The organism is Acinetobacter sp. MF4640 (assembly GCF_002018895.1).
Taxonomy (GTDB): domain Bacteria; phylum Pseudomonadota; class Gammaproteobacteria; order Pseudomonadales; family Moraxellaceae; genus Acinetobacter; species Acinetobacter johnsonii.
On the sequence record NZ_MVOM01000009.1, the window covers coordinates 56,262 to 78,227 of the forward strand.

At 40.7% G+C, this 21,966-nt stretch carries 22 protein-coding genes; 8 read left to right on the plus strand and 14 right to left on the minus strand.

Going from position 1 to position 21,966, the window contains the following annotated elements:
• Positions 1-105 precede the first annotated feature (105 nt).
• The gene (locus MF4640_RS04700) at positions 106-825 is read left to right on the plus strand and encodes a UDP-2,3-diacylglucosamine diphosphatase (protein ID WP_078388847.1); all 720 of its coding nucleotides are present in this window, start codon (positions 106-108) and stop codon (positions 823-825) included.
• Between the two features lie 62 nt (positions 826-887).
• Here MF4640_RS04700 and MF4640_RS04705 read toward each other — a convergent pair whose 3' ends face one another.
• Together MF4640_RS04705 and MF4640_RS04710 are read right to left on the minus strand one after the other, a co-directional pair.
• On the minus strand, positions 888-1,115 hold the full coding sequence (locus MF4640_RS04705; protein WP_004696967.1) for a hypothetical protein: 228 nt from the start codon (positions 1,113-1,115) through the stop codon (positions 888-890).
• 253 nt (positions 1,116-1,368) lie between these two features.
• Positions 1,369-1,602: a hypothetical protein gene (locus MF4640_RS04710; RefSeq protein WP_004696964.1), complete on the minus strand. Its 234-nt coding sequence runs from the start codon at positions 1,600-1,602 to the stop codon at positions 1,369-1,371.
• 300 nt (positions 1,603-1,902) lie between these two features.
• Between MF4640_RS04710 and nfsB the strand changes: the two genes are divergently transcribed.
• Positions 1,903-2,556 carry an oxygen-insensitive NAD(P)H nitroreductase gene (gene nfsB / locus MF4640_RS04715; protein ID WP_004696962.1) on the plus strand — a complete coding sequence of 218 codons (654 nt, stop codon included), beginning with the start codon at positions 1,903-1,905 and terminating at the stop codon, positions 2,554-2,556.
• A gap of 294 nt (positions 2,557-2,850) precedes the next feature.
• On the opposite strand, the gene MF4640_RS04725 is transcribed toward nfsB, so the two are convergent.
• The 4 genes from MF4640_RS04725 to MF4640_RS04740 form a co-directional block, all read right to left on the minus strand.
• The gene (locus MF4640_RS04725; RefSeq protein WP_078388848.1) at positions 2,851-3,708 is read right to left on the minus strand and encodes a DMT family transporter; all 858 of its coding nucleotides are present in this window, start codon (positions 3,706-3,708) and stop codon (positions 2,851-2,853) included.
• 93 nt (positions 3,709-3,801) lie between these two features.
• Entirely contained in the window at positions 3,802-4,839 is a 1,038-nt protein-coding gene (gene fba, locus MF4640_RS04730) for a class II fructose-bisphosphate aldolase (protein ID WP_004984718.1), read from the minus strand.
• 121 nt (positions 4,840-4,960) lie between these two features.
• Complete coding sequence (locus MF4640_RS04735) at positions 4,961-5,236, minus strand: hypothetical protein (protein WP_004696954.1); 276 nt, start codon at positions 5,234-5,236, stop codon at positions 4,961-4,963.
• 149 nt (positions 5,237-5,385) lie between these two features.
• Positions 5,386-6,576 (minus strand): phosphoglycerate kinase, encoded by a 1,191-nt coding sequence (locus MF4640_RS04740; RefSeq protein WP_058869696.1) that lies wholly within the window; start codon positions 6,574-6,576, stop codon positions 5,386-5,388.
• Between the two features lie 139 nt (positions 6,577-6,715).
• Between MF4640_RS04740 and MF4640_RS04745 the strand changes: the two genes are divergently transcribed.
• Together MF4640_RS04745 and MF4640_RS04750 are read left to right on the plus strand one after the other, a co-directional pair.
• Positions 6,716-7,102: a DUF2237 family protein gene (locus tag MF4640_RS04745; RefSeq protein WP_004984725.1), complete on the plus strand. Its 387-nt coding sequence runs from the start codon at positions 6,716-6,718 to the stop codon at positions 7,100-7,102.
• Positions 7,099-7,692, plus strand: a complete 594-nt coding sequence (locus MF4640_RS04750; RefSeq protein WP_078388849.1) for a Maf family protein — start codon at positions 7,099-7,101, stop codon at positions 7,690-7,692. The genes MF4640_RS04745 and MF4640_RS04750 overlap by 4 nt, the downstream gene beginning before the upstream one ends.
• A gap of 260 nt (positions 7,693-7,952) precedes the next feature.
• Here MF4640_RS04750 and MF4640_RS04755 read toward each other — a convergent pair whose 3' ends face one another.
• On the minus strand, positions 7,953-8,228 hold the full coding sequence (locus MF4640_RS04755; RefSeq protein ID WP_227518620.1) for a hypothetical protein: 276 nt from the start codon (positions 8,226-8,228) through the stop codon (positions 7,953-7,955).
• Positions 8,229-8,421: 193 nt separating this feature from the next.
• Between MF4640_RS04755 and MF4640_RS04760 the strand changes: the two genes are divergently transcribed.
• Complete coding sequence (locus MF4640_RS04760) at positions 8,422-9,588, plus strand: cupin domain-containing protein (protein WP_005401197.1); 1,167 nt, start codon at positions 8,422-8,424, stop codon at positions 9,586-9,588.
• A 26-nt stretch (positions 9,589-9,614) separates the two neighbouring features.
• On the opposite strand, the gene MF4640_RS04765 is transcribed toward MF4640_RS04760, so the two are convergent.
• Together MF4640_RS04765 and MF4640_RS04770 are read right to left on the minus strand one after the other, a co-directional pair.
• Positions 9,615-11,513, minus strand: a complete 1,899-nt coding sequence (locus tag MF4640_RS04765; RefSeq protein ID WP_078388850.1) for a 7TM diverse intracellular signaling domain-containing protein — start codon at positions 11,511-11,513, stop codon at positions 9,615-9,617.
• Entirely contained in the window at positions 11,510-12,196 is a 687-nt protein-coding gene (locus tag MF4640_RS04770) for a LuxR C-terminal-related transcriptional regulator (RefSeq protein ID WP_078388851.1), read from the minus strand. The genes MF4640_RS04765 and MF4640_RS04770 overlap by 4 nt, the downstream gene beginning before the upstream one ends.
• Positions 12,197-12,494: 298 nt before the next feature.
• Between MF4640_RS04770 and MF4640_RS04775 the strand changes: the two genes are divergently transcribed.
• A complete protein-coding gene (locus MF4640_RS04775; RefSeq protein WP_004984739.1) occupies positions 12,495-14,165 on the plus strand; it encodes an FMN-binding glutamate synthase family protein in 1,671 nt (556 codons plus the stop codon).
• A 58-nt stretch (positions 14,166-14,223) separates the two neighbouring features.
• On the opposite strand, the gene MF4640_RS04780 is transcribed toward MF4640_RS04775, so the two are convergent.
• The 4 genes from MF4640_RS04780 to MF4640_RS04795 are packed head-to-tail and all read right to left on the minus strand — an operon-like array spanning position 14,224 to position 17,932.
• Entirely contained in the window at positions 14,224-15,255 is a 1,032-nt protein-coding gene (locus MF4640_RS04780) for an alpha/beta hydrolase (protein ID WP_004696940.1), read from the minus strand.
• Positions 15,255-16,367 (minus strand): YdcF family protein, encoded by a 1,113-nt coding sequence (locus tag MF4640_RS04785; protein ID WP_078388852.1) that lies wholly within the window; start codon positions 16,365-16,367, stop codon positions 15,255-15,257. The genes MF4640_RS04780 and MF4640_RS04785 overlap by 1 nt, the downstream gene beginning before the upstream one ends.
• Positions 16,368-16,380: 13 nt before the next feature.
• Positions 16,381-17,409 (minus strand): UDP-N-acetylmuramate dehydrogenase, encoded by a 1,029-nt coding sequence (murB, locus tag MF4640_RS04790; protein WP_078388853.1) that lies wholly within the window; start codon positions 17,407-17,409, stop codon positions 16,381-16,383.
• 13 nt (positions 17,410-17,422) lie between these two features.
• Positions 17,423-17,932 carry a low molecular weight protein-tyrosine-phosphatase gene (locus tag MF4640_RS04795; protein ID WP_078388854.1) on the minus strand — a complete coding sequence of 170 codons (510 nt, stop codon included), beginning with the start codon at positions 17,930-17,932 and terminating at the stop codon, positions 17,423-17,425.
• Positions 17,933-18,047: 115 nt separating this feature from the next.
• Between MF4640_RS04795 and MF4640_RS04800 the strand changes: the two genes are divergently transcribed.
• Positions 18,048-19,208 (plus strand): iron-containing alcohol dehydrogenase, encoded by a 1,161-nt coding sequence (locus tag MF4640_RS04800; RefSeq protein ID WP_078388855.1) that lies wholly within the window; start codon positions 18,048-18,050, stop codon positions 19,206-19,208.
• 52 nt (positions 19,209-19,260) lie between these two features.
• Entirely contained in the window at positions 19,261-19,704 is a 444-nt protein-coding gene (locus tag MF4640_RS04805) for an acyl-CoA thioesterase (protein ID WP_004696935.1), read from the plus strand.
• Here MF4640_RS04805 and dnaX read toward each other — a convergent pair.
• A complete protein-coding gene (gene dnaX / locus MF4640_RS04810; RefSeq protein WP_078388856.1) occupies positions 19,697-21,784 on the minus strand; it encodes a DNA polymerase III subunit gamma/tau in 2,088 nt (695 codons plus the stop codon). The genes MF4640_RS04805 and dnaX overlap by 8 nt on opposite strands.
• Positions 21,785-21,966: the final 182 nt, after the last annotated feature.

Consider the following 21,966-nt stretch of genomic DNA (forward strand, 5'->3'; position numbering starts at 1 on the left):
CCCAGCCCTCCTTTGATAAAGGAGGGAGCTAGACTCTCATTCGAATATGAGATTACCCTCCCTTTTTAAAGGGAGGTCGGGAGGGATTTTTAAAAGGAAACTTCCGTGACCTATTTGTTTATCGCTGATTTACACTTGTCACCCGATCACCCTCGACTCGTTCGGGGGTTTTTAGATTTATTAGATACTTATAAAAACATGAATACTCAGCTGTATATTTTAGGCGATTGGTTCAATGCATGGATTGGTGATGACTACACAGCCCCTTGGCTAGATGAAATCATTTGCGCTTTAAAGCAATTTTCAAATGCAGGCAATCACATCTATTTCTTAACAGGTAACCGTGATTTTGCCCTAGGACAGCAGTTCCTCGACCAATTTAATGGCCAACTGTTAGCTGAAGTTTGCACACTCAAACTTTCAGATCACACCATTCGTATTGAACATGGTGATTTGCTCTGCACGGATGACGTATCCTATCAGCGTTTTCGTAAAATCATCCGCAATCCACTTCTGCTGAAGTTTTTAAAAAGTACACCTCTTGGCTTTCGACAAAAACTGGCTAATGGTTTCCGTAAAAAAAGCCGTCAAGCGCAACAGTTTAAAAGCTATGAAGTCATGGATGTGAATCAAGATGCTGTTCAATCAGCATTAAGCAATGCTGATTTACTGATTCACGGGCACACCCATCGTGCCAATATTCATGATGTCGATGGGAAAAAGAGAATTGTACTCGGTGACTGGAAAGAAGATTCAGCTCAGATTTTAGAAATTAATGCGAATGGTCATCTACAAAATTTGGCATTAAAAAAATGGCAGTATTAATGCCATTTTTTTACTATACCAATCAATATTATACATAATGCTTAACTCAAGTACTTATCGCCTTAGTTCAACTCATTTAGACGATACAATTGATTAACACCGGTATAAAAGCTCAAACCATCTAAGTTCATTGGAAGAGTTTCGCCAGATTCAAGTTGAATCATATGCCCCACTTCAACCCAAATTAAACCGTGATTTGTATTCTGTTGACGTTTAAGTGGCACCAATTTTACATTGATTTCACTACCATTTACGGCTGTAGCAACACGCCATGTATTTAAAGTTGTCAAAATTTTAACTCACTAAGTGAGCTTTTTGTGATGGAACAAAGAGATTAATAAAACGGGTTTTGAATAATAATTCTGTAGTTACAATGATGATATTCAAGTCAAATGCCTGAACTCAGATAGATCACAATCAGCTATATCATAGAAAAGTAGGAACAAATACCTACTCATAGTCTGCATTATACTAGGTTGTCAAGATTTAAGCAAAAGTAGCTCACTTTGCGTAAATACTAGCATAAACCAGAAAATGATTTGTTTAAGGCACATCGGTATTTTGATCTTTTAAATTTTTAATTTCACGAGCCAACTTATAATTCCAAACCATGACAGCCACAGCAATCACTAGAAACTTAAAATTCCATTCACTATATTTTTGATATTCCGACACAATAATTAAAATACTCAAACCAAAAATCAACACCGTAAAAACTTTCGTTAAAGACTGTTGTCGGATTTTAGCTTTGATATTTTTAGGTTCTAGATCAAACATTTATACAGTATGTTCATTATTTTAAAGAAGTAATTCAACCACTTTATAGATTTGATTGCAACGCAATTACTATCTCAATGTCACATAAAGACAAAACGAGTAACTTACACTCAGATTTGATTACATACTAACTGCCTCCCCCCGTAGAAATTGAGTAACACACTCGTTATTCAATAATGATAACGAACTAAGTCTGTATGCCTTTTTCAACTAAAATCTAAGTCTGTTCGAGTTGTAGCGTGATCACAAGTCTCCTTTCATCGGTTAGAATGAGACATCAACAATAAATTGAGTGCGATTATGGATCTGCTAAATATTTCAAAAAGTCGTTATACCACCAAAGCTTATGACCCAAATAGAAAGATCCCTCATGAACAGTTTACTCGATTATTAGAAATTCTCCGCTTAACTCCATCGTCTATCAACATCCAACCTTGGCATTTTTTCATTGCAGAAAACACAAACGCCAAAGAGCGGATTGCAAAAGCACTGGTGGGTAAATACGCATACAATGCTCCCAAAGTACTAGATTCATCACATACAATTTTATTTTGTACCAAAGCCGATATTTCTGAGCAACATTTGGAAAATTTATTGCATCAAGATGACCTACATGGTCGTTTTAAAGATGATGCCGCTAAGCAAGGCCAAAAAGACAGTCGTTCAGGTTATGTCAACTATTACCGCAATGAAAAAGGTGATGTACAGCGTTGGGCTGAAAACCAAACCTTTATTGCTTTAGGTCAAATTCTATTGGCTGCAGGTATTGAAAAAATTGATGCTACACCGATTGGTGGTTTTGATGAATCCATTATTAGTGAAGAGCTAGGTTTAACCGAACAAGGTCTAGTCCCTTCTGTATTGCTCACACTAGGCTATCGGAGTGATGCCGACTTCAATGCAAAATTGCCAAAGTCTCGTTTAAGCAAAGAAGATATTTTCACACAGCTGTAATGCTATTTGTATATAAAAGGGACTTCAGTCCCTTTTATATTTTGGGCCTGAAAATTGCTTCATCATGTTCAATGTCAAAAACAAAAAAAGTGAGGTTGCTGATGTCTGTTAAGCCCAATATACCGATGAAATTTGAATGTGCACATTGCAATAAAATCTATTTAGGTCAGTATCAACATATCATGCGCCCTCACTATCCCGATTGCCCTAGATGTGAGCAACCAGGGCTGTTATTAGGGATTGCAGTAATTGAAGATCTGCTCAAACACCCTTTTTCCTTTGTGCAGAACTATTTTAAACAGACATTGCGTAAGCTAAACAAGCCACGCTTGTGATACCCAACACCAGTCCGATGGCTGTTGCGAGTTTGAGCTTTTCTTTAAAGAAAAGTAGTCCGCTGAATACGCCTAACAGCACCACCATAATATTCATGCCTGCAAAGACCACCGCTGGGCTGTCCTTGAGTAGCAGATGAGCTTTGACATAAAGTGCGATATTGGCAAAGTTCAACACGCCAAGCCATAGGCCTGCCACGACGTTCTTGGTTAAACCGATATTTTTCGTGGTCACGGCAACATAACCGACTGACAGCAAAAATGCGCAAATAAACATCAGGTTTAACGCAACGGAAAACTGTACACCCAGCCCTGTTGTATATTTGAGCAAGACATCAATCAGCGCATAACCAAACCAGACTAGTGTTAAATACCATACGGCCTGTTTTTGACCTTCTCCACCACCAGAGGTATTGGTAAATAAAATGCACATCACGGCGGAAAGCCCCAAGACCACCCCAACAATTTTGAGCTGATTAAACTGTTCTTGAAAAATAAAATAAGCCGCGAATAAAGACAAAATCACCGACAAACGCTGTGCGATTTCTGTTTTGACAATGCCTGCATATTGTAAAGATTTAGCTAAAAATAAAAATACACTCGGCAACAAGACACCAAGCGCGACAATCAGCCACCACGGAGTATTTGAAATAGAAACGTGGCTTAGATCAGGTTTAAACCAGAAGTAACACAGTAAACTGGCTGAAGCATAGTTCCAGCTAATCATCTGGATCGGATCAAATCCTTTGTTTTTACCCCATTTTAAAAGAATGGAGACCACCACACTACAACAGGCCGCAGCAAATATCAGTTCCATAGCACACTCTTATTATTGTCGCCTCGAATATAAACACACATAGAAAAGCCCACATCAGGGTGGGCTTTTCCAATATAAATGATTCAAAAAGAATTATTTATAACGATCAACCATTTTCTCTAAAGAAATTGGACGAATCTTATCGGCATTACCCGCAGTACCAAATGCTTCATAACGGTCAACACAAATTTGTTTCATTGCATCTACAGTTTTCGCGAAGAATTTACGAGGGTCAAATTCGCTTGGTTGTTCAGCCATCATACGACGCATTGCACCAGTCGATGCTAAACGCAAGTCTGTATCGATGTTGATTTTACGAACACCGTGCTTAATTGCTTCAACCAATTGCTCAACAGGAACACCATAAGTTTCTTTGATGTCGCCGCCGTACTGATTAATGATCGCTAACCATTCTTGAGGAACAGAGCTTGAACCGTGCATCACAAGGTGGGTATTTGGAAGCGCCGCATGAATTTCTTTAATGCGGTCAATTGCCAAAATATCGCCTGTAGGTGGACGCGTGAACTTGTATGCACCGTGTGAAGTACCTACTGCAATTGCAAGCGCATCTACATTGGTATCTGCAACGAACTGACGTGCTTCTTCAACTGAAGTGAGAAGTTGAGAATGATCAAGAACACCTTCAGCGCCCACACCATCTTCTTCACCTGCCATACCCGTTTCAAGGCTACCTAAACAACCGATTTCACCTTCAACTGAAACACCGCATGCATGCGCCATTTGTACTGTACGACGAGTTACATCAACGTTGTATTCATACGTTGTTGGTGTTTTACCGTCTGCACCCAATGAACCATCCATCATCACAGATGAGAAGCCCAATTGAATTGAACGTTGGCAAACGTCTGGATCTGTACCATGGTCTTGATGCATTACCACTGGAATGTGTGGCCATTCTTCAATTGCAGCCAAAATAAGATGACGTAAGAATGGAGCACCTGCATATTTACGCGCACCCGCTGATGCTTGTACGATAACAGGTGAATTTGTCGCATCTGCTGCAAGCATGATTGCGCGCATTTGTTCTAAGTTGTTTACGTTGAATGCTGGTACGCCGTAAGCATGTTCGCCGGCGTGATCCAAGAGCTGGCGCAATGAAATAAGAGCCATAATGTCCTCCCAGTTGATGCGACATATTCTACATGCTCAAAGGCTTCAATTCAGCAACAAATAACACTATTTAAAAAAAATCCCCGCAATTGCAGGGACTTTTTACGAAATTCGCGTGTATTTAGTGTGCTGTAGCAGCCGAAGCCTCTACCGCAGGATCCGCAGTTGCAGCATCTGCAGGTGCATTTGCAACTTCAGCAGGAATGTCTTTGTTCTTTTCATCCAACTCTGGCTGATCAATCGCATCAATTGCCGCTTGTTGTTCAGCCGTTACAGCTTCTTCGACTGCTGCTGTTTCAGATGCGGCAGCGGTTTGCTCTGGTGCTTCATTTTTCTTACAAGCAGTCAGTGCCAATGGTGCTAACAAAAGTGCAGCAAGGGTCATTTTTAAATTCATAATGTTTTCCTAGAACAGATGATTTAATGCCCTGTAGTTTATTTCAGCATTATTTCATTTTCATGACTGAATGATGAATAGATTTGTTAAGCCCATAAAAAAAGGTTGACCGAAGTCAACCTTTTTACAACAGCATGAGCACACAATAATTATTGTGCACGCTCTATCAGCGCTGCAACTGCTGGAAGTGTTTTACCTTCGACAAACTCAAGGAAAGCACCACCACCAGTTGAGATATAACCGATTTTGTCAGCAACTTCGTATTTATCTATAGCAGCTAAAGTGTCACCACCACCTGCAATAGAGAAGCCAGCAGATTCAGCAATTGCTAAAGATAATGTTTTAGTGCCTTCGCCAAATTGATCAACCTCAAATACGCCCACTGGGCCATTCCAAAGAATCGTTTTTGACGTTTTTAAAATGTCTGCAAATGCTTTTGCTGTTTCTGGACCTACATCCAAAATCATGTCATTGTCAGTCACATCTTCAACTTTTTTCACGACTGCTTTAGCAGCAGCCAATGAACCCAAGAAATCTGCAAAATCGATTTCAGAAGCATCAGCTACTACAACATCCGTTGGAAGCGGTACAGAAACTTTTGCCGCAATTGCTTTTGCTGTATCAATCAAATCATTTTCACACAATGATTTACCAACATTGAAGCCTGCTGCTGCCAAGAACGTATTGGCAATACCTCCACCCACGATCAATTGATCACAAATATCAGAAAGTGATGTCAACACATCTAACTTAGTCGATACTTTAGAGCCTGCAACAATCGCAACCATTGGTTTTTCAGGTGTTTGTAATGCACGACCAAGTGCATCTAACTCAGCCGCCAATAAAGGACCAGCAGCTGCAACTTTCGCTAAACGTGCCACGCCTTCAGTTGATGCTTCTGCACGGTGTGCTGTGCCGAATGCATCCATCACAAATACATCACAAAGTGCTGCGTATTTTGCAGCAAGTTCTGGGTTATTTTTCTTTTCACCTGCGTTAAAACGACAGTTTTCAAGGAGTACCACTTGACCTGCTGCAACTTCAACACCGTCAAGGTAGTCCGTCACTAATTGAACGTCTTGACCCAATGCTTCAGTCAAATACGCAGCAACAGGTGCTAATGATTGTTCTGGTTTTGGCTCACCTTCAACTGGACGACCAAGGTGAGAATAAACCATTAGGGCTGCGCCTTGTGCTAACGCTGCTTTAATTGTTGGTAAAGCGGCACGTAAACGTGCATCGCTTGTAATCACACCATTTTTAACAGGAACGTTTAAATCTTCGCGAATAAGAACACGTTTACCCGTTAAATCGAGGTCAGTCATACGCTGAAAATTCATGTAGAGCTCTCTTTCTATATATAAAAATCGCGTCGATTTTAAATGATTATGCAGAAAAAGGTTAGCTTCTTTTGCAGAAAAGCAAACGAAAGGCAAAGTTTTGCTATCATAGTGAAAAGTCTCACTAGATTTAGCATTTATGTCTATTCATCCTGATCCAAATCTAAACCGTTTAAACGTTTTGGGTGAACCTTTAGCCAGCTGTTGTTATTCCCCGATCACGGGATATTTCCGTAATGGCTTTTGTCATACAGCACCTTCCGATTTGGGACAACACACGATCTGTGTCGAAATGACCTCTGAGTTTTTAAATTTTTCTCAGCGAGTGGGTAATGATCTTATTACCCCTGTGCCTGAAGTTGACTTTCCAGGTCTACAACCTGGTGATTTTTGGTGTATCTGTGTGACCCGTTGGGTAGAAGCTTATCAGGCCGGTTTTGCGCCTCCTGTTAAAGTTCAAGCTTGCCATCAAGCTGTACTGTCTTACGTACCCCTAAATGTGCTTATGGAATATGCTGTCGAATGAATACTTCAGAAATTATCTTGGCATCAAGCAGTCAAACTCGTAAAGACCTCATGAATCGTTTACGTCTAGACTACCGCTGCGTTGTCCCTGATATAGACGAATCGCCTCGTGGTGAAATCCATGCCGATGATTTAGCCAAACGATTGGCTTATGAAAAAGCGCACGTCATTGCGTCACAGAACCCTGAAGCAATCGTGATTGGCTCAGATCAAGTAGCATGGCGTGAAGGTGCACCCGATATTTTTATTGGTAAGCCATTGAGTACTGAAAAAGCCATTAAACAACTACAAGCCAATTCGGATAAAATTGTGTACTTTAGTACCGCACTCAGCGTGCAGCAACACTCAACTGGCTTTGAACGTAGTCTAGTTGAACACTATAAAGTCAAATTCCGTAAACTGGGCCTACATGAAATCCAGCGTTATGTTGAAGTTGAACAGCCACTGATGTGTGCTGGAAGCTTCAAGTGTGAAAGTCTTGGTATCAGCTTATTTGAACAAATGATAGGACAAGATCAAACCACGTTGATGGGTATGCCTATGATTCAGTTGTGTCATATTCTGCGTGAATTAAAAGTGCTTGTGCCATAATTATTAGAAGTATTTTTAGTTGGTTCCTCAATAAATTGAACAGCAGCAGATGTTGCTGTTCAATTTTGAGCATTAAATGTAACAACAGCATTAATATAATATATGACCAATCGCTCAAAGCTTTTTAAACGAATTTGCTGAGAGATAAGCTTGAATGAGTCGTTTAAAGTACATTCGAATTAATAAACTACGGTATAGCGTAATCAGCATAAAAAGAATAAGAAATGAAAATAGACCAATATTATTAGGGTCAAAGCTACTCACACTTTCCCTCTGTCTAAAGAGATATTTGACAAATAACAATGCCAATACCAAATAGCATACCACATTTTATTATATAGCGGATGATCTTCAGCGAGACTTTTGGCTTGTCTAAAAAGTAAGATATGCTGATATTGCGGCACCTTAGCCAAATCTTTTGTTTTGTATATCCTATCGATTGAGGATGATTTTTTCGCTAATTTGGACTGACTTTTCTCTCTTTCTTTTTGCAATATCTCATTCGCCATTTTCTCGGCGTCTTCTTTACTTAACATTATTTTTCTTCACTATATTTTAGACCTATTATGCTGTAAAAATTTTGATGCCTGCAATCATAACGACTCAGACAAACTTAATTTATTTAAATCAACCAAGCGCATTTAAATAAATCTAACGATACTTGCACATAGGCCTTCGATCATAAGACAATAGTCACAATATTGTTTTAAATTTGCTTAGGCTATTTTCATGTCCCAATCTCTTGATGTTCTTGGCGGTATTACAGCTGAACAATTCCTTGCCGAATATTGGCAAAAAAAGCCATTATTGGTCCGCAACGCGCTGCCTGAAATTATCAATATTTTAGAACCTAGCGATATTATGGAACTGGCTTTAGATGAAAATGTCACAGCTCGTCTCATCAAACAAAAAGACCGTGACCCAAATCAGTGGTCGGTCAAATCTTCACCGCTGTTAAAAGCTGATTTCCAAAAGATGCCAAAACTCTGGACTTTATTGGTTCAAGCCGTAGACCACTACTCTTTTGACTTAGCAGCACTGTGGAAAAAATTTCCTTTTATTCCGCAGTGGCGCCGTGATGACATCATGGTGTCTTATGCACCTAAGGGTGGCTCTGTCGGAAAGCATTTTGACTTTTACGATGTCTTTTTAGTTCAAGGTTATGGTCATCGTCGTTGGCAGTTGGGTCAAATGTGCGATGCTGAATCTGAGATTATTGCAGGCCAACCTTTAAAATTACTGCCTGAAATTGACGTACATTTTGACGAAGTATTAGCGCCAGGTGATCTACTTTATGTACCACCGGGTTTATCACATTTTGGTGTAGCTGAAGATGACTGTCTGACCTTCTCTTTTGGCTTCCGTATGCCAAACGTCACCGACATGGTAGACCGTGTAGGCGACAAACTGTCTGATAACGCTCTGCTACGTAATCCTTTACTCGATATTGTCCGTGACCAACAAAGCCCGATCGGCCAATTAACACAAAACGAATTGGATTATTTAAAAGCAGAAATTTTGACTCAGCTACAAAATTCAACTTTGCTTGATGATGCCATTATGACCCTGATGTCAGAGCCAAAGTACCCTGAAAATATTCCTGAAGCTGAAGAAATTGGCACAGGAGATCTAGAAGGTATTTTAGACCAAGGCTATCAGCTGATCTTAGAACCCGCTTCTCGCCTACTTTATACTCACGATGAAGATGAATTCTTATTTTGGGCAAACGGTGAAGGGCTATGCATTTCGGAGCAATTTGCACCATTACTCAAGAATTTAGCAGATGGTGAAGCACTGTTACTTGATGAAAGCTTATATGATGCCGATATTCTAGAAGACATTGCAATGCTGATGAACGAATCCGTCTTAATGCTACTCCCACCTGACGAAGCTTAAGCAAACCAAGTGCTGAGGAATCTAATCTACTCAGCACTTTCTCCCTCACCAAACCTTAAACTGGCAATAATTTTGGTACAGCCTTTTTCAGATTCGATATTGAGCTCAGCACCAATTTTTTCTAAACGCATTTTCATACTGCGCATACCAATGCCCATCCCGTGGTTAAGCACACACTCCACATTAAAACCTACGCCATCATCCTGAATAATCATGACCAAGTGAGTTGTACTTGGATAATACATTTTTACATCAATATGCCGTGCTTGACTGTGCTTCATAATATTAGTCAAACTTTCTTCAAGAACACGAATTAAAGTCAAACATTGTAGTGCTGTCGGTTGTATTTCCCATGCCTCTGGAATGCTCCAAGTCGCCTCAATGTCCAACTCATCCATGATCTGACTAAACCGATGCCGAACAGGAGCAATCCATAACACAGGATTATCTGGCGTTTTGTTATTTGTTAAAGAACCACTATCAATAATTTGTCTTAAGTCATCTCGAAGCAATTTGAGGATGGATAAAAATTGTTGATTCGACATGGTGCTGGAGCTCTGATCCACCAAAATCATGGAACGAACCAAGGATGCACCTAAGCCATCGTGCAAATCGTGTGCTAAATGAATACGCTCTTGTAGACGGACATTTTCAAGCTCTAATTGGTGTCGAGCATATAAACTAGAGGACAGATTACTGGTCACAAAGCTCACTCGTTGCTCAAGCTCACTATTAAATCTTTGTATTTTTTTAATATTTTTATCTAAACGTGTTGCGAGAATAATCACAATAAAAAAAGTGATCACCGGTGAGGTATACGGCGACAAAGGCTGATGGTCATTAATATGCCCATCAAAAAGTAGTGAAATATCGTAAAGCATGACGATAAGAATCACACTTAAACAAACCACCAACAAGATATAATCACGGCGCTTGGTCTTATAAGCACGATAAATCACAAAGCAGAATGATGCGATAAATAATGCAATACATAACAGGAAAATCACAGCAAATACGATATTGACCATCAAGCTCGGGATAAACAAGATGGTGACAATACACACTGCAGCAACTAAAAATAAGGTTTTCTCTAACTCAGCAAACTTTGTCTTCACAAAACGCAGTAAGTAAATGCAAAAGCAAACATTGTATAAAACAAAAAAAGTCAGGTTAGTTTTCATGACCCACAAGGAGTTTGGATATGGAAACACTTCTCGGTTGATGACATTCCAAATAAACAAGACCCAAAACAAACAGCTAACAGAAAACCACAGAAATGTCGTTTCATTGCGTCTAAAAAACCAAATGACAAAGCACACCAAACCTAAGGTGGTGGAAATGACTAAATTGACTTGAAACAGTGCTCTCTTGTTCCAAATTCTTTTTTGTTGTTTATCATATGCTGTTGTGATATCAGAAAATTCTAGTTTGCCTAAACCCGGACTTTCATAACTATTACCAACCACATAGACCCAAATGTCATTGTTTTTTTGTTTTAAGCTTTCGACAGGAAGGATCCAAAAACGCGGAGTATTCCAACTTTTTGATAGGGGTTCAACTAAATGCTTATCTTTCCAAAGCAGGTTTCGATTAAAAAAAACAGCGCCTGCGCTACTCATGCCTTCCACAGAAAATGCTAAAGGCTGCTTCAGTTCATTACTGTCGTTACAACTCCAATGCCAATTAAAATGGTACCAAACGCCGCCATCGTAATGTGGCCAGCGTTCTGTCCACACGTCAGGGTTTTTAACCTCTACCCATCCCGTCTTCGGAACAACATCGATAGAACTTGTTTTCACCGCAGAAATTTTATCGACATTCACTTTACAGGTTGGACTAACAGCAAAGTTCGTTTGTGCGGAACTGGCAAAACTAAGCGCACACAAACACAGTGTGACAAAAATGCTCAGCCAGCCATTTCTCATAAAATACCTAAAGAACGCGCAGTACTGACTGCTTTGGTTCTTTTTGAAACAGAAAGCTTGCGGTAAATATGCTTAATATGGCTTTCAACGGTATAGCGCGAAACAAATAATTGCTCAGCAATTTCGCGGTTACTCAGGCCTTGTGCCACCAAGTTTAGAATTTCAGTTTCTCGATTGGTCAGTTGATCATAGTCCTGACCATCCAACTGCTCTACACGCTCAGTTTGGGGGGTATTTGAGGTTGAGATTTGATTTAAAATTTCGCGAGCAATAAAGGGATCAATCGGCGCTCCGCCGCGCAAAATACTCCGTATCGACATTAGCACTTCAGCATCATCACGTTCTTTCAGTACATAGCCATTCGCTCCTGCCTTAATCGAGGCAAATAAACTTTGCTGTGTACTCCATGCCGAAATCACCAAAATTAAGGCGCTTTCGTCTATCTCTCTAAGTTTTTCAATTAAGGTAATACCATTTCCATCGGGCAACCCTAAATCAACTAAGGCTAAAGAAATCGGCTGTGATGCAATGATTTGCATGGATTCAGCTAAATTTTTAGCAAAAATCAGCATATCTTGACTATAGCCTAGCTCCGACAGGATCAGATCTAGGCGCGAGCGAATCATGGCTTCATCTTCCACGATTAAAACAGGTGCAGGCAAAACAGTTTCCTTATTTTTCACTGAAGCTTCCCCTTTTTCTTATCATTCTTCAACCACACTATACCGATGCAAGCTTGGCCTAACCTATCCCTAGAAGTAAGTAATTTATAATTTTTTCTTTTGAACAATAAGCGCTTGTTCATATTCATTTTATATACTTTAAATTCTGAAAGATATCAATCTGTATAAAATTTATCCGTAATTTTAATATTGAATTCCCCCTACGAATAATAACGGGCTTAACAACAATTTATTACTTGTAGATGAAATAGAGACTTGGCACATTAGGTTTAAACAATCAGGAAGGATACCCAGCCATATGTCTAGCCCTGCTCAATCCATACGTCATAAATTACTCAATACTTTTTTTTCACGGCACTCCATTTGGCTACTGTGTATTTTTATTTTCTTGAGCATTTCTTTTTTTCATTATAGCCACACCCCTATCTATATTAATTATTTTATTTCGGACACTTTACTGAACAGTATTTGGCTGATAACTGGTTTACTGAGTCTTGTTGGCTTGCATGATGTTTTACAAAATAAACATTCGATCTTAAAGAACTACCCGATTATGGGGCACTTTCGTTTTATTTTTGAAGATTTTCGCCCTGAAATTCGCCAGTATTTTATTGAGGCCGATCAAGACGCACTGCCTTTTTCACGGATGCAACGCAGTTTGGTCTATCAACGTGCAAAAAACCAAAATGCAGATAAACCATTCGGTTCCATTATCGATGTCTATGCAGACAACTACCGCTTCATGACTCATTCACTAAGCCCATGCACACCTGCTGACCCTAAAACCTTCCGTATTCTGGTGGGCAATTCGCAATGTTCACAACCTTATAGTGCTTCTATTTTCAATATTTCAGCCATGAGTTTTGGCAGCCTGAGTGCCAATGCCATTCGCGCTTTAAACAAAGGAGCGCAAATGGGCGGTTTTTACCATGATACTGGCGAAGGCAGTTTAAGTCCGTACCACCTTGAATATGGAGGCGATATTGTTTGGGAGTTAGGCAGTGGGTATTTTGGCTGCCGTACTCTAGATGGGCAATTTGACCCTGAAAAATTTGCCGTTCAAGCCAAACGACCTCAAGTCAAAATGATCGAAATCAAGCTCTCTCAGGGAGCAAAACCCGGCCATGGCGGGATTCTACCGAAAGATAAAATTTCTGAAGAGATTGCCGAAATACGGGGCGTCAGTCGTGATCATGACTGTGTTTCTCCTTCAAGTCACTCTGCCTTCAAAACACCTATTCAGATGATGCATTTTATTCAAAAACTGCGTGAGCTATCTGAAGGTAAACCAGTCGGATTTAAGCTGTGTATTGGCCAGCCTTGGCAGTTTATGAGCATTGTCAAAGCCATGCTACATACTCAAATTATTCCCGATTTTATTGTGGTAGATGGTTCCGAGGGCGGGACTGGTGCAGCACCTATCGAACTGATAGACAATATGGGCGTACCACTACGTGAAGGCTTACTTTTTGTACACAACACACTGGTCGGTGCAGGTTTACGTGATCAGATCAAAATTGGTGCCAGTGGCAAATTGGTTAGTGCCTTTGATATTGCCAGTACCATGGCAATTGGTGCAGATTGGGTCAATTCTGCACGAGGGTTTATGTTTGCTGTGGGCTGCATTCAAGCGCAAAGTTGTCATACCAACCAATGCCCTGTCGGTGTTGCGACACAAGACAAAGAGCGTCAAAAAGCAATCCATGTGCCCACCAAAGCCGAACGTGTACTTCATTTTCATGACAACACATTAAAGGCACTTTCAGAAATGATTGCTTCAGCGGGCTTAAAACATCCAGCAGAAATTAAAGCACGCCATTTAGCACAGCGTATTAATGACCGAGAAATTCGAAACTATGCGCAGCTGCATTTTTGGTTAAAAGATGGTGAACTGCTGTCTTGTGAAAATAAAGATGAAGAGAACTTCTATTTCCGTATGTGGAATATGTCCAAATTAGAACATTTCTAAATAAAAAGGAGGCTCTATCAGCCTCCTTTTTATTTTCGATAAGAGAAATCACAGAATGTTAGTAATATCCACTCGATGAACCCTGCGCATGTAAAAAAGCTGGAATTAGACCTGTTAATGCCGCACGAATATCTGAACGTTCATTGATCAATTGATGTGAACCTTCCTCCAACATCAATAAAGTCTGTAAGCGAAACTTTTCACGAATAAACTCAATGTTATAACGCCAGTCTACCGTCTGATCCAGCGCACCTTGGGCTAACCAGACAGGAATGCGACAGGCTGGGCGCTGCTCCATTTCCAACATCCATTTGGACATAGCCAAAATCCAATCCATACCCATCATGCGAGGTTGTAGCGGATCTTTTAAACGAACAAAGCGTAAGAACTCTGGGTTATGGTTATTCCGCCTAAAATGACGCGGTACTTGACGTTTAATCCGTCGAATAATGCCTAGTCCAACCGAGTTATGCCACCAAGCGGATTTTGCAGGTCGAATGAGTGGCGACAACAACAAAACACGTTGCACATAAGGGTTTTCACGGCGTTCGGCAAATTCAAGCAAATGATGCATCAAAATTGCACCACCCGTGCTCTGCCCTATGCCTAGCCACGGTTGCGGTAGCTGTTCTGCATGTTTCACATAGCGCACCACAGCATGTAACACATCTTGATAATGATCAAAATTTTGGATATTCGCGGGTGATCCATCACTGAGTCCATGCCCTGGAAGATCATAGGTCAATACACTAAAGCCTTGCTCAAGTAACTCTTTAATAATGGGTTGATAAATTCCGCTATGCTCTAAATAACCATGCAACAGACAGACTGAACCTTTGATTTTTTCAATTTTTGGTGCAAAAACTTGGACATGCAGCTTAAACAAAGGCATTTGAACATAACCTTGCCAGTGATCACAGTCCAATGCATCTAAACCATATAAACGACGATAAGACACCATCTCCACCGATGCCTCATACGGCTGGTTCAGATTCAAAGGCATTAATAGCTGTGGTGTTGTCTCACGACTCGGCACAGGAAGTTCAAGCTGTTTGAGTACTGAAGGATTTAAAAAAGGAAGTTCAGGCATTATGGAATCTCCCTACAGTCACTCGAACCCAACAGTACATCGCGTATCGTTGCGAGCATTTCATAATTGGCACGGCGACTATGATCATAATTCTGTTCACTTGGACGCCATTGGGTTAATTGGGTCGGCATTGGCGCCTCTATCGGCTGTGTTTCGATACCATTTAAAGCAAATAAACGGCGTGTACGTGGCATATGATATTGATCTGTAATTAAAATCACTCGTGGTGCACCACCTTTTTTCTGCAATAGCAAAGAGCTAAAGCGTGAGTTTTCGCAGGTATTCATACTACGATCTTCCAATAGTTTCGCATCGACTCCACGCGCCTTTAACCATTTTTGCATATACGGAGCTTCGACACCGCTAAGCACAATGGGGAGCTTAAACTGTTGTTCGACTTGTAAAGTGGTTTCAAGACGTAATCGCGTATATTCATTCACCACAATATCTTTACGATTTTTATCTAAAGTTAATCCGCCACCCAAAACAACTATGGCATTCGGCATGTTTAATGCCGCTTTTCTCTCTTCATTTTGTGCATGTATTTGTGCGATGTCCTGATAGATTTGTTCATCTATCGGCTCTTCCTCTACAGTCTCAACTTTATGTGTTTTTAAAAAGTCGAGATAATGTTCCATCAAGGCTTTATTTTCTTTGCTATTCAGCTCTAGCAGTTCTTTGACATTTTCAGTCGGGTCAACCTCAGAACTTGCCGTCTCAACCACCAAAGGAATTTGAGGCTTTTGCTCTTTTTCTTGCTCTTCACGCTGTTCAGAAATAATTAACTGTTGCAGTGCTTTATAACGTGCCTGAATCGTGGTTAGGTTTTGCGAATTATGTTCTTTAATTTGTTCTTCCATCAACTGTAAGTACGCTTGACGGGCAATCCACAAATCAGAACCTGGTTCTAAGCTCTCTTGCTCACTGAGTGCCGCCATTTTTTGACTTTGTGCTGCAACTTCATTGACATCTACAGGGACAAAGGCATTCAATGTCGCCACAATCAGCTTAGAATAAAAAGGTGTATAAATAAAAATCATTAAACAGCCGAAAAATGCAAACAGCACCGAAGTGATTTGCATTAAACGCACCATTTTATGGGTTTTACTCATACTTTTAACGATCCTAATGGGATTGGATGAGACCCGCCGAATTAAATAGCACAGGCTCAGGTTCCAGCAAAACTTTAAATTTATTATACACATCCTGCTGTACTGCACGGTATGTGCTCTGTACATCGTTCAAATCTGCATTGGCATAATTCACTAAAACCAAGGCTTGTTTGGCAAACATCCCGACCACACCAAGCTGCTTACCTTTCCAGCCCGATTGATCAATCAACCAACCTGCTGCAATTTTAACATCACCATTCGGCTGCGGATAATGTGGCAATTTTTCAAATTGTTGGGCTAAAAGGTCATAAGCTTGCTGACTAATAATTGGGTTCTTAAAAAAACTGCCTACGTTAGGAAATTCTTTCGGATCAGGCAATTTACTTTGACGAATCTGAATCACTTGTTGTTGTAAATTAAAAGCTGTTAGCTCATCACCCACGGCTTGTTTTAAGTCACCATAGCTAATTTTCAAATCTTCTTTTTTCAATAACTTGAAAGTCACATGTGTAATCACATAGCGATTTGGATCATCTTTAAAAATACTATGACGATAACTAAATGCACAGTCTTTAGCTTGAATATCGCTAAATGTTTTCAACTGTCGGTCATAGACTTGCACGCTTTCGATGAACTCACCGGCCTCTACACCATAAGCGCCAATATTTTGTACAGGAGATGCACCCACGAGCCCTGGAATCAACGCCAAATTCTGTAAGCCAAATAAATAATGTTCTGTCGTCCAAAGCACAAAGTCATGCCAAACTTGACCCGCACCGACCCGTATAGTTTTGGTCGTTACATCTTCAGACAGGTTTTCTACGCCTAGAATGTTCATATGCACAACCAAAGCATTAATTTGTGCGGGAAGCAGCATATTACTTCCACCAGATAGAATCATGACATTCAAAGCGTGTTGCTGTGCATAATCCAATGCTTCTACAAGCTCATCTGGACTGTGAATTTGAACATAATGAGAGGCTATCGCATTTAAGCTTAACGTATTAAAAGGTTTAAGCTGTTTTTGTGTTTCGATTTGCATGCACGAACCTTAATTACTGTTCAAATTGTTGTTTAAAAATACTGATCCACGCTTGGCTGCTCGACTCACATTGGTCAAGAACACGTTCAAAACCATCAAAGCCACCATAGTAAGGATCAGGTAATGCTTGCTGAGGATACTGCGCGTCATGTTCAGACATCAGTGCAACTTTAGCGCGGAGAGGTTGAGTACCAAATTCAGTTTGCGCTGTTTGATACAACGCTTGAATATCATCAAAATTACGATGATCCATCGCCAAAATTAAATCGAAATGAACAAAATCACGGGTCTGTAACTGTCGTGCGCGTAAGCTGGATAAATCATAGCCCCGTTTTAAAGCATGTTCTTGACTACGTAAGTCAGGTGCTTTGTTGGGATGGTAATTACTGGTTCCCGCCGAATCGATTTCGATGTTGAGCTGATGTGCATCACAAAAATGTCTGAGAACGACTTCTGCCGTGGGAGAACGACAAATATTTCCTAAACAGACACATAACACCTTATAGGGCGCTGTGAATGACATAACCACCTCGAAACAGCTTTATTTTCAAGTGTCTTATGTTAAGTTATTTAGAGGATGAATCCTATAGAAGTACAAAACAATATTGTTGGATAAGATATAAAAAAAGGATGCTGATATGAACCAATTTCAATTTCAAACTGTGCCGAATATTATTTCAGGCTTAGGCAGCATTCAACAGCTCAGAGACATTTTAACAGCACGTCCTTATCAGCATCTGTTATTGGTTACAGATGCTGGCATGTTAAAGCATCAGCTTCACCTTCCCATCTTAGAAATTTTAGAAGATATCTCGCTCACTTACAGTATTTACAGTGAGGTTGAAGCAGATCCAAGTGAGCAAATTGTTTTAAACGCGGCTAATTATGCCAAACAGCAAAAGGTAGATATCGTTTTAGGTTTTGGTGGCGGCAGCTCTATGGATGTTGCAAAAATTATTGCCATCCTCAGCCATCCTGTACAGCAGCAACACTTGTCAGATCTTTATGGGATGAATCATGCCCAAGCACCTCGCCTACCCTTAATTTTGGTCCCAACCACTGCAGGGACAGGCTCTGAGGTCACACCAATTTCGATCGTTACCACAGGTGAAACGACAAAGACTGGCATCGTAGCACCCGTTCTTTTTGCTGATGTGGCGATTTTGGATGCGACTTTTACTGAAAACCTACCGCGTCATATTAGTGCTGCTACAGGCATTGATGCGATGGTACATGCGATTGAAGCTTATACCTCTAAAATCAAGAAAAACCCCTATGCCGACATGTTGGCGAAACAGGCTTTAAAACTACTGAATCAGAACCTCAGCTTGGTGCTAGAAGATGGTCGAAATTTAGAAGCTCGACAAAATATGTTGGTCGGTTCAATGCTGGCAGGACAAGCCTTTGCCAATGCCCCAGTAGGTGCTGTTCATGCGCTTGCTTATCCATTGGGTGGGCATTTTCACATTTCTCATGGACACAGTAATGCCTTAGTGCTGACAGAGGTTTTAAAGTTTAATCTACCTCAAGCTAAGCAACATTATGCGGAACTGATCTGCTGGCTCGACCCAAAAAGTACAGGCTGTACCGATGGTCTTTCTGATCTTTTCGTCGATCATATGCAAAACCATTTGGACCGTAGCGGTTTAACCTTAAAACTCAAAGCATTGAATGTTTCTGAACATAGTCTAGACCAGCTTGCAACCGATGCCATGTTGCAAACACGCCTACTACAAAACAACCCAAGAGAACTAGAGTGGCAACAGGCACGCGAAATTTATCAAGCCATTTACAGCTAAACCATATAATTAACTTAGGCTACTTATAAGATGATTTTTAAGGATGATATCGATGAGACAAGCTGCAAAGACACGTGACCAATTTCATTATTTTCTACCGATTCAAACACGTTGGTCGGACAATGACCTCTATGGCCATGTCAACAATGTCACCTACTATAGTTATTTTGATACTGCCGCAAATGCCTTACTGATTGAAAAAGCAAATTTTGATATTCACCAATCCCCTATTATTGGTTTAGTGGTCGACTCAGCATGCAGTTTCTTACATGAGTTGTCTTATCCTGAGATTATTGATGTTGGTGTGACTATTGCCAAAATAGGGAACTCTTCACTCACTTACGAACTTGCCATTTTCAAATTTGGTCAAGAAACTGCTTCAGCTCAAGGACATTTTGTTCATGTCTTTGTAGACCGTGAAACACGCAAAAGCACCCCGATTCCATCTGAAATGCGGAGTGCTTTGCGCCACTACTTAAGCCATGGCATTACTTAAGTTGGATATTCTGCAATTCACCATCAAAAGTTTGTACAAGGCCTTTGACCGTATCTTCGTTTTGCAGTAATTCATGCGCACGTTGAAATGCTCTTTGCTTGCGCTGCGCCTGCATGGTGTACGGGGTAATTGTTTCAACTTCTGCATATTTCACATCAAAACGCGTCTGAGGCCATTCAGCTTTGAGCGCATCTTCCAAGACATGACGTAACTGGGTGAGGAGTTGCTCATAACGCTGCGGAATCATAAACACAGACTCGGCATTAATTTGCCCAGCCATTAAACCTTGCTGAGCCAACTCTTGTACCGCCGGTGATAAGCCACTGCTTCTGAACCAGTACTCCCACTTCTCCACAGTCCACTCACCGACTAACTGCTGCGGTTGAAGTTGTAAAATATCTTGTGGCATTAAATCGGCTGATGCAGTTGAAACCTGTTCAAGTTGAACGGGCTCTACAATAGCAGCAACAGTTTGCAGGCTTTCATTTTCTACAACTTGGGTGTCCTGTACGCTATCAGCAGACAGCACTTCATTTGCTAAATCAGAAGACTCCGCTTGTACAGCAGGTTCAGCTATTACTGCGGCAGGTTCAACGGATGCGTCATTTTGAGTTTCTAGGTCTAGCGGTACAATTTCATCAAATAAGAAATCATCACTATTTGGCTCATCGTCATTGCTTTGTGCATTAAATTCGTCTGCTTCATCTAAATCGAATAGCACTTCATCGCTTGAAGGATCGAAAACGATTTGATCAGATTGCTGAGATGCATCCACTGATGGTTTATTATCTTCGGCGCTTTCTGAAACATCGACATCATCAAGTTCAGGCTTAAACTCAGGTTCTGCATTCTGAGTTATTTCAGCGTCTTGAAATGCCGCATCAACGTCTGCGTCTTGATGCAAAGTCGTTTCTGGATCAGCACTCGGTATTACCGCTTGATGTACAGATTCAACTACAGCACTATTGGCCTGAGCCACCAGCACTTCATTCGGTTGTAATGGACGGAACGCCAACATACGCAGCACCGACATTTCAAAGCCTTGCTCTTGGGTGACTGCTAGCTGTAATTCAGCACGTCCTTTACATGCAATTTGGTAATAAAGTTGTAAGTCTTGCGCAACAATTTGCTGAGACAATTGCATGATTTTTTTATTAATTTCAGCACTATATTTGAGACTAAGTTCTGGCAAATATTGTAGCAATGCCAATTCATGTAAAGTCGAAATCAGCTGATCCAAAACTAAAGATACATCCAGTGCTTGCTGGCGGAATTGCATCAGCAACTCACTCACCCGTTGTTTTTGGTTTTGATGTATCGCAAGGATCAAATCATAAATAATGGTACGGTCGATTAAACCCAACATTTCTTTGACATCTTGGTGCTGGATAGCGCCCTGACCGTAAGCAATCGCTTGGTCAGTCAAAGAAAGTGCATCACGTAATGAGCCTTGGGCAGACTCTGCAATTTGCCAAATTGCATCTTGTTCGGCTTGGATGCTCTCTTTATTTAAAATATTAGCCAGATGCTCGGTAATTTCATCTACAGCCAAAGGGCGTAATGTAAATTGCAAACAGCGCGAGATCACGGTAATTGGGAGCTTTTGCGGATCTGTCGTTGCAAAAAGGAATTTCACATGTTCAGGCGGTTCTTCCAATGTTTTGAGTAAAGCATTAAAAGAATGCGTAGACAGCATATGCACTTCATCGATCAAATAGACCTTAAAACGACCTTGCGTCGGTGCATAAGGAACATTGTCTAAAAGCTCTCGCGTATCTTCAACTTTAGTCCGTGATGCCGCATCAATCTCAATCAAGTCAATAAAACGGCCTTCATTCACGGCGGTACAGGTTGGGCAAACTTCGCACGGCGTAGAAGTCACACCTGTTTCACAGTTCAAGCACTTCGCCAAAATACGGGCAATGGTGGTTTTTCCGACCCCACGCGTTCCTGTAAATAAATAAGCATGGTGCAAACGTCCGCGCTCCAAAGCACTGGTTAGCGCTCGAGAAACGTGGTTCTGACCCACTAGCTCATTAAAATTGCGAGGACGATATTTCCGTGCAAGTACTTGATACATGTATGCTCCTTTTTATAGGCCTAAGCATACTGTTTTTTTGCCAAAGAGTGAATGAATTACTTCACCCCGTTCTCGCATTTCTAAGCTATAAAGCTGATTTAGATCAATAATTCAAAAACCATTAGCTCCATTTTTATCCCACTCTCTATCTCAAGCTATTTATGCATTTAGATTATGGATTT